At 68.1% G+C, this 7,248-nt stretch carries 6 protein-coding genes; 2 read left to right on the top strand and 4 right to left on the bottom strand.

Going from position 1 to position 7,248, the window contains the following annotated elements; all coding sequences use genetic code 11:
- Positions 1–38: 38 nt before the first annotated feature.
- Positions 39–1,196 carry an alpha-hydroxy acid oxidase gene (locus AC07Y4_RS32270; RefSeq protein ID WP_062478017.1) on the top strand — a complete coding sequence of 386 codons (1,158 nt, stop codon included), beginning with the start codon at positions 39–41 and terminating at the stop codon, positions 1,194–1,196.
- 36 nt (positions 1,197–1,232) lie between these two features.
- Here AC07Y4_RS32270 and AC07Y4_RS32275 read toward each other — a convergent pair whose 3' ends face one another.
- On the bottom strand, positions 1,233–1,673 hold the full coding sequence (locus tag AC07Y4_RS32275) for a hypothetical protein (protein ID WP_070062185.1): 441 nt from the start codon (positions 1,671–1,673) through the stop codon (positions 1,233–1,235).
- Between the two features lie 229 nt (positions 1,674–1,902).
- Here AC07Y4_RS32275 and AC07Y4_RS32280 point away from each other — a divergent pair, with 229 nt between their 5' ends.
- The gene (locus AC07Y4_RS32280) at positions 1,903–2,250 is read left to right on the top strand and encodes a hypothetical protein (RefSeq protein WP_495275646.1); all 348 of its coding nucleotides are present in this window, start codon (positions 1,903–1,905) and stop codon (positions 2,248–2,250) included.
- A gap of 24 nt (positions 2,251–2,274) precedes the next feature.
- Here AC07Y4_RS32280 and AC07Y4_RS32285 read toward each other — a convergent pair whose 3' ends face one another.
- The 3 genes from AC07Y4_RS32285 to AC07Y4_RS32295 form a co-directional block, all read right to left on the bottom strand.
- Entirely contained in the window at positions 2,275–3,249 is a 975-nt protein-coding gene (locus AC07Y4_RS32285) for a tripartite tricarboxylate transporter substrate-binding protein (RefSeq protein WP_062478011.1), read from the bottom strand.
- 29 nt (positions 3,250–3,278) lie between these two features.
- On the bottom strand, positions 3,279–4,631 hold the full coding sequence (locus AC07Y4_RS32290; RefSeq protein ID WP_495275647.1) for an alpha/beta hydrolase family protein: 1,353 nt from the start codon (positions 4,629–4,631) through the stop codon (positions 3,279–3,281).
- A partial coding sequence (locus tag AC07Y4_RS32295) for a tannase/feruloyl esterase family alpha/beta hydrolase (RefSeq protein ID WP_495275648.1) occupies positions 4,628–7,248 on the bottom strand: 2,621 nt, incomplete at its 5' end. The genes AC07Y4_RS32290 and AC07Y4_RS32295, both read right to left, overlap by 4 nt.

A 7,248-nucleotide genomic window follows, 5' to 3' on the forward strand; every position in this document is an offset into this window, starting at 1 on the left:
GCCCTGCCCCCCATAACACCAGCCAGGAGACCTCCCCCGTGCCCGACCTTTCCAAGATCACCTGCATCGAAGACCTGCGGGCGATCGCCCAGCGGCGCGTGCCGAAGATGTTCTACGACTACGCCGACTCCGGCGCCTGGACCGAGGGCACCTACCGCGCCAACGAGAGCGATTTTCAAAAGATCAAGCTGCGCCAGCGCGTGGCCGTGAACATGGAAGGCCGCTCCACCCGCACCACCATGATCGGCCAGGAGGTCGCCATGCCCGTGGCCATCGCGCCCACCGGCCTGACCGGCATGCAGCACGCCGACGGCGAAATCCTGGGCGCGCGCGCGGCCAAGGCCTTCGGCATTCCGTTCACGCTCTCGACCATGAGCATCTGCTCGCTGGAAGACATCGCCGAGAACACCGACCGTCACCCCTTCTGGTTCCAGCTGTATGTGATGAAGGACCGCGACTTCATCGAACGCCTGATCGACCGCGCCAAGGCCGCCAACGTGTCGGCGCTGCAGCTCACGCTCGACCTGCAGATCCTCGGCCAGCGCCACAAGGACATCAAGAACGGCCTGTCGACGCCGCCCAAGCCCACCATCAAGAACCTCATCAACCTGGCGACCAAGCCGCGCTGGTGCATGGGCATGCTGGGCACCAAGCGCCGCACCTTCGGCAACATCGCCGGCCACGCCAAGGGCGTGAAAGACCTGTCGTCGCTGTCGTCGTGGACCGCCGAACAGTTCGACCCGGCCCTGAGCTGGGCGGACGTCGAATGGATCAAGAAGCGCTGGGGCGGCAAGCTGATCCTCAAGGGCATCATGGACGAGGAAGACGCGCGCCTGGCCGTGGCCAGCGGCGCCGACGCGCTCATCGTGTCGAACCATGGCGGCCGCCAGCTCGACGGCGCGCCGTCCTCCATCGCCGCGCTGCCGGCCATCGCCGATGCCGTGGGCAGCCAGATCGAGGTGTGGATGGACGGCGGCGTGCGCAGCGGCCAGGACGTGCTCAAGGCCCGCGCGCTCGGCGCGCGCGGCACGCTGATCGGCCGCAGCTTCCTGTACGGCCTGGGCGCCTACGGCCAGGAAGGCGTGACGCGCGCACTGCAGATCATCCACAAGGAACTGGACATCACGATGGCCTTCTGCGGTCGTACGCAGATCGACGATGTGAAGTCGGACATCCTGTTGCCGGGGACGTTCTGACGCGGTCTGGCAGAGCCACGCCCGACGGTTATCCGCTCACTTCGTGAACCGTCGGAACGGCGCGCTCAACAGGCAGCCCAGCCAGAGCGTCGCCAGCCCGTCCGATGCCTCGTCGTGCCAGCCGCTCTTGTCGTTCCAGAGCAGCATCCTGTCATCGATGCTCACGCTCCACCTGGCATCCGGCAGCACTTCGCGGCGAATCCGGTTGAGGCAGGCCACCCAGTGGCTGGCCCCCTTGTGCATGGCGAACGCCTTGTTGTCGGGGAGTTTCGTGGCGCCTTCCAGTACCTTTCCCCCGGTGAGTCCGGACGCCTCGTAGAGCGTGAAGGTCTCCCAGTTGAGGCCCTTACCTGAATGCGCATGGCGGTCGGCTTCGTCGACTTTGTCGAAGGCAGCCACGATCGCGTCCAGGCGCTGCGCTTCCTCGCGGGTCAGGGGACTGTCTCGTCTTGCGTCGTAGTAGATGCTGAAGCTCATGGAGCCGATTTCTGATGAACAGGATCGACGAGGGTAATGGCTCTGAGCTGCGCCCTGGTGCATTCGATGCGGTGGGGCTAACTCGTTCACGATCGGTTTGCGATTGCCACGGCAAGCAAACTACTTGCGTCACGGTCATTGCTGATTCCAGCGCGACCTGCTGTATGTGCATGAGACAGCTCTCCCTAAGATTTTGAGGAGGCCACAACGGTCCAACAGGGAGAGAAAAATGACAGTACAGAACTCACGCAGCACCGCGCGACGCGATTCGATGAATGCCGGCCTGCGGCTGGTGCTGAGCGTGCTGACGTGGGTCGTTTCGATCCCGGTCCTCAATGTCCTGCTCACCGGCCTGGCGCGACGCCAGGTCCTGACATTGACAGGGACCGGTGTAGCCCTCGTCGCCTGCGCCCTGCTCTTGTGGGCAGGGTTGATCTACTGGTGGCAGGTTCCAGCCACCCCCAGCATCGCAAGACGCGTGACGTACTTCATTGCCTACGTCACCGTCATGGCGCTGCTGGGGCTGATCGGCGTGTGGGTCGCCTTCTGGGCCACCGTTGCCATCCACGGGCTCTGAGCGCGATGCGCGCGGCCGACAAGCTCAGTCCGCGTACACCCCCGCCGCCTTGATGATCGGGCTCCACTTCGCGATCTCCGCCGCCACGAACTTCTTGTGCCCCTCGGGCTCGATGCGGCCGTCGGTGGCGACCACGGCGCCGAGTGCTTCCTCGCGCTTGATGAAATCGGCGTCCTTCAGTGCCGCCTTCAGCGCATCGCTGATCTTCTTGAGCACCGGCGCGGGCGTGCCCTTGGGCGCGTACAGGCCGTGCCAGATCGTCACCTGGAAGTTCTTCAGGCCGGCCTCGTCGAGCGTGGGAAGGTCTTTCAAGAGCGGCGTGGTCAGGCGTTTGGGCGTGGTCACGGCATAGGCCTTGACCTTCTTCGCCTCGATCTGCGGCGAGGTGTTGGTGCTCTGGTCGCACAGCAGGTCGATCTGGCCGCCGATCAGGTCGGTGATGGCGGGCGCCGTGCCCTTGTAAGGCACGGGTGTCATCTCGGTCTTCGTGGCGCTCTGGTAGAGCAAACCGCACAGGTGCGAGGCCGAGCCGATGCCTGCGTTGCCCAGGTTGATCTTGCCCTTGTTGGCGGCGATCCAGGCGGTCAGCTCCTTGTAGTTGGTGGCCGGCAGGCTGGGCTTGGCGATGAGCGTCATGGGCACGTCGTTGACGATGCCCAGGTACTCGAAGTCGGTCTCGACCTTGAACGGCACGTTGCGCACCAGCGTCGGCACGGTCGCCATCGCGATGTGGTTGAGCAGCAGCGTGTAGCCGTCGGGGTTGGCGCGCGCGACCTTGGCCGCGCCGATGGAACTGCCCGCGCCGGGCACGTTGTCGATGATGACGCTGGCGCCGCCCAGCGGCTTGCGCAGCGCCTCGGCGAGGTCGCGCGCGACGCGGTCGGTCGGGCCGCCGGCCGCGAAGGGCACGACGATGGTCACGGGCTTGCCCGCGGGAAAGTCCTGCGCGTGGGCGCACACTGCCAGGGCCATCGCCGCAAGGGCGAACAGTTTTTTCATGGGGGTCTCCGTCAAGGTCAAAAAGAAATTCAGGGGGCGCGCGAAGGCACACGGCTTTCGAGCGTCGGGGGTTGCCACTCGGGTTTGATGTGGCAGCCGTTCTTGCCGTCGGTGTCGTAGCGCGGCATGAGCGACGCGCAACGTTGCGCGAGGCTCTGGGGCGTGGGCTTCTCGCCCTTGTCGATCCAGTCGAGCAGCGCGCCGAAGAGCGCGGGGTATTCCGAGTCGCTGAGGTAGCTGTGCTCGCGCTCGGCGCTGAAGCTTTGCACGAGGTTGCCGCCGGTGCCGGCTGCGTCGCGGATGCGGCGGTAGGCATTCTCGAGTTCGACGAACGCCGTGGGGTCGTCGATGGCATGCAGGCCCACGGTGGGCAGCGAGGTGCGGCCGGTGGGCTGGCTGTCGGCCGCGAGCGCGCCCTGGGCCTGCGGGTCCGCGGCGTAGCGCAGCACGCCGGCATTGAGCGCCGCATCGTCGCTCGAGCCGCTGTAGACCACGCCGATGTTGCCGAAGGGGTTGCGGCCCTGCAGGCGCTGCTGCACGAGGTCCTGGAACAGCCACGTCGCCCAGTTGAGGTGGCCGACGAGCGCGCGTTCGGGGATCTTCACGACCGAGAGAATCGTCTTCAGTCGCGCCGCCTGCTCGGGCGTGCGCTGCGCGGCCGGTGTGCCGACGCCGGTGCAGTCCTTGACGCGCGCCGCGAGGTCCGCGCGCGTGAGCTTCGCGTCCATCGGCAGGCCCATCCACAGCGGGTACTGCGGCTCGTCGGGCTTGGGATGGTTTCGGCAGACGTACTGGTACACCACGCGCAGGTCGAGCCGGAAATCGTAGGCGCTGTTGCCGCCACCGAGCACGCCGCTGGTGAGCAGCAGGCCGTCGTAGGGACTCTTCGCATCGCCCACCGGCGCATAGAGCTCGGCCGCCTTCGCCGCCACGCCCGCGCCATAGCTCTGCCCGTGCAGCAGCGTGCGCTGGGGCGTGCCGAAGTGGCGCACGACGATCTGCCGCAGTCGCTCGGTGTCTTGCGCCGCCATCGTCACGCCATAGCCGCCGCGCCGGTAGGTGGAGCCGGCCCAGGCATAGCCGGCCTTCACGGTGACGGCCCAGCGCTTCAGGTCCTCCTCGCTGCGCGCGAGCTTGGGCGCGCCGGTCTCGGGGCCGCCGTGCGCGTGCATCACGAGCACGCCGCGCTGCCAGTCTTTGGGAATGGCGATCCAGTAGAACGAGCCCACGCCGTCTTCACCGGTGTAGCAGCGCGCGGTCTCGGGCACGGGCGACGGGCAGGCCGTGGGCTTGGGCGCAGTGGCGGGTGCCGCGTGCGCGGACAGCAGCGGCGCGGTGCCCAGCCAAGCGAAGGCGGCAAGTTGCGAGAGGTATTTTTTCAATGGCGTACTCCGAGGTCCAGCGTCGCGTTCGCCCCATCGGTGGAGACGAAGGCCACGACGCCGCTGTTGAAGATGAGATGGCCCGGCCGGCCGGCGCCGGCCTGCGCCACGCCGAGCACCGGGGTGTCGTAGCCCAGCGTGGTGGCCGCGCCGCCGAGGTTGAAGGCCGTGCCGACCACGGTGGCTTCGCGGCTCTCGCCCTTCACGCTGGCCATGGCATAGCTGCCGTCGGCCGCGCCGGGCATGAGGGTCTGCTGCACCGCGAGCAGGCGCAGGCCCGGCTGGATGACGGTGGCCGCGCCGCTGCTCGTGTCGCCCGCCGGCACGGCGGTGGCCACGCGCCGCAGGTACAGCGGTGTCGATACGCCGTTGACCAGCCCGATCACCACCGAGCCGGTGAGCGTGCCGCCCTCGGTCTCGGCGGTGCCGCTCGACGAGGTCGAGGTCGTGTACATGTCGAAGGCGCCGCGCGCCGTGCTGTAGCTCAGGTAGCCCTTCTCGGTGTTCTTGCAGGTCTGGTCGTAGGTCATGAAGCTGTTCGACGCCGGGCTGCGGCAGAACTGGAAGGTGCCCGCATTCCGCAGCCGCCCCGCCGACGAGAACGCCGCCGTGGTGCCCGCGCCGAGCTGTTCCACGCCGGCCGCATTGAAGATCAGCGACACCGAGCGGAAGTCCGTCGACGGCGACACATTCTGGAAGGTGTTCTGGAATGCCACCAGCGGCGAGAAGCCGCTGCCGCTCGGCGGGTTCACGCCGCCTAGCAGCACGCCGCCGGCGCCGAAGCTGAACACCGCCCCGCTCTCGCCGCTCGTGTAGCTGCAGCTGCCCTGCGACACGAGCGATCCGCTGCGCTGCGTGCCGACCCGCGTGGGTTCGTGGCTCGCATCGATGGTCACGGTGTAGGCCAGGGTGGCCGGGTCGATCTGCACCTGCAGTTCCTCGCCGAAGCTGTTGCCGCCTTTGTAGCGCGTGGCGCTCGCCGGCAGGTTGGGGCAAGCGAGCGGGTCGCCGACCTCGGTCACGCAGCTGTAGTTGACGGCCGCATCGAGGCTGCCGCTGCCGCGGTACTTGGGCCACGACGGAAACTGGCACAGCGGGCGCGTGCGGCCGTAGCTGCCGGCCACGGCGTCCACCGCCACGGGCGTGACGGGTGCGAGGCCGGCTTCGACCCAGCCTTCGAGCGCCGCAAGCGAGTCCCAGTTGGGAATGAAGCTGCCGGTGCCGTGGCCCATGCCGGGCACGGTGTAGAAGCGCACGTTCTGCGTGACCGCGGCCTGGCCCAGCGTGGCGACGAGCTGCCGGTAGTAGTCGATGGTCGAGTTGGGGCTGATCACCTCGTCGGCCAAGCCGTGCAGCATGATCAGCTTGCCGCCGCGCGCGAAGAAGGGCGCGAGGTTCGGATCGGTCGCGTCGGTGAGCTTCGACACCTCGGTCACGCGCGCGGCGTACGTGCCGGGGTTCTGCGGATCGAAGGTGAGCGTGTTGAAACCGGCATCGCGCGTGACGAAGAACTTCACCCACTGGTCGCCCGTGACGTACATGTTGGCGTCGGCCGAGGTGGCGGGGTTGCCCGGCGTCTTGCGCGTGCCGAGGTCGCGCGTGGTGTACGGGCCGGCCACCAGTGCGCCTTCGAGGAGGTTGTAGCCGCCCGCGCGCTTCACGCCGTTGGCGAGCGAATAACTCGTGAACTCCAGCGGCGATTCGATGGCGTGCACCGTGTCAATCTGTGCGTCCGACAGGCAGGTGTCGGCCGTGTCCGCGCCGTTGGGGCAGCGCAGCGACGCGAGGATCTGCGTGTTCAGCTGGCGGCAGCTCTCCACATTGCTCACGATGTTGTCGATGGCGCCGTCGAGCTTGTCGCAGGCCTGCATCGCGGCCTTCTGCACCAGCAGCGTCTCCGTCAGGTTGAGCCAGCCCTTGCCGCCGTCGTTGTACAGCGCGCGGCCCACCGCCACGTTCGACAGGCGCGTGCCGGTGTAGTTGAGCGCGGGCTCGTTGGCGATCACGCCGTCGTAGTCCTGCGGCCAGCGCTGGATGTAGCTCAGCGCGTCGCGCCCGCCGGTCGAGGTGCCGAGGAAGTAGGCGTGCCTGGGCTTGACCGCATAGCGCGCGAACACCAGCGCCTGCGCCACGTCGCGCGTCTTCTTGAGCGACTGGCCGCCGTAGTTGGCCAGCTGCTCGTCGTTGGCCGCGAACTTGCCGTCGGTGATGCTGCTCGACTGGTGGCCCGAGTCGTCACCGTAGGTGGCGTAGCCCAGCGCCAGCGGCGCGGGCTTGCCGGCGGGGCCGAAGCGGATGACCTCGGTGCCGTCGATGAGCACGCCGTCGAAGCCGCCGCCGCCGAAGTGGATGGTCTTCTGATTCCACTGCTCGGGCAGGTTGACCGCGAAGTGGATGAGCTGCGAGGCCGGATCGACCGGCGCGATGGTGCCGCGCACGCGGCAGTAATCGCCCAGCGTGTTGCCCGCGTCGCCCGCGGCCACGGGCGTGGCGCTGGTGACGGTGGCGCCCTGCGTGGGCAGGCTGATGAGCGCGTCGGGCAGGCTCTTGCCGGCCAGGTCGGCGCAGGCCACGACGGGCAGCACGGGCGGGGGCGGATTGCCGGGCGGCTCCTCGG

The sequence above is a fragment of the Variovorax sp. GW460-12-1-14-LB1 genome (assembly GCF_059423605.1).